The organism is Planotetraspora silvatica (assembly GCF_016863315.1).
Classification (GTDB): domain Bacteria; phylum Actinomycetota; class Actinomycetes; order Streptosporangiales; family Streptosporangiaceae; genus Planotetraspora; species Planotetraspora silvatica.
Window position 1 is genome coordinate 1 of the sequence record NZ_BOOQ01000108.1, and the last position, 745, is coordinate 745.

Below are 745 nucleotides of genomic sequence, written 5' to 3' on the forward strand. Positions count from 1 at the left end.
GGCGATCTGGGTGTCGTTCAGACCGGTGAGGGTGCCGTCGAGCAGGCCGAGGAAGATGTCGGTGCGGATGTGGTCGATCGGGGTGTGCAGCCCGGCGCGTTTGGCCTGTTGGGCGATGGCGTCGACGCGGGCGATCGCGGCGGCGGCCTGGTCGAGCGGCAGTTGGTGGCCGGCGATGCTGGCGCTGCCGTCGGGCAGGCGGGTGCCTTCGACCCGGCGGCGTTGCAGGGCGCGTTCGTAGCGGCGGCGGGCCCAACTCGGGTCGGCGGCCAGCAGCAGCCGTTTGATCTTGTCTTTGAGCTGGCTGGTGGTATGCCCTCCGGCCGTGGGCAGCAGATGGTCGGCCACTGTGCGGGCGAGGTCGGCCGGGACGTCTTCGAGCCAGTCGGAGAACACCAGCGCGCGGGGTTTGTCGATCCGCCCGGCACCGAGCGCCTCACGAACGGCGGGCAGACGGGTGGCCAGGTCATGAGCGAACGCGTATTCCCGTTCGGCCGCACGCCGGGTCAACGTCAACGCGGTGCGTATTTCATCGGCGGAGTATTTGTCCGGGACCGCCATTTTCGTCATGTCGCCGGGTGCGGGAACATACAACCCGACTTCGGCCATCACGGTCGCTTTCCTGGCCTGCACATGCGCTTCCAGCCGGGCGTAGGCCTGCAGGACCACCACCGCGTCGTACCCGCTCAACCGGACCAGATCCAGCCCGTCCAGCAGAACGGCAAGCTCCGGACCGGGCGCCATA

1 protein-coding gene is annotated in these 745 nt (G+C 68.9%); it reads right to left on the reverse strand.

From position 1 onward, the window contains the following. Positions 1 to 745: DUF222 domain-containing protein (locus tag Psi02_RS39805; RefSeq protein WP_203981097.1), on the reverse strand; the 745-nt coding region annotated here is incomplete at both ends.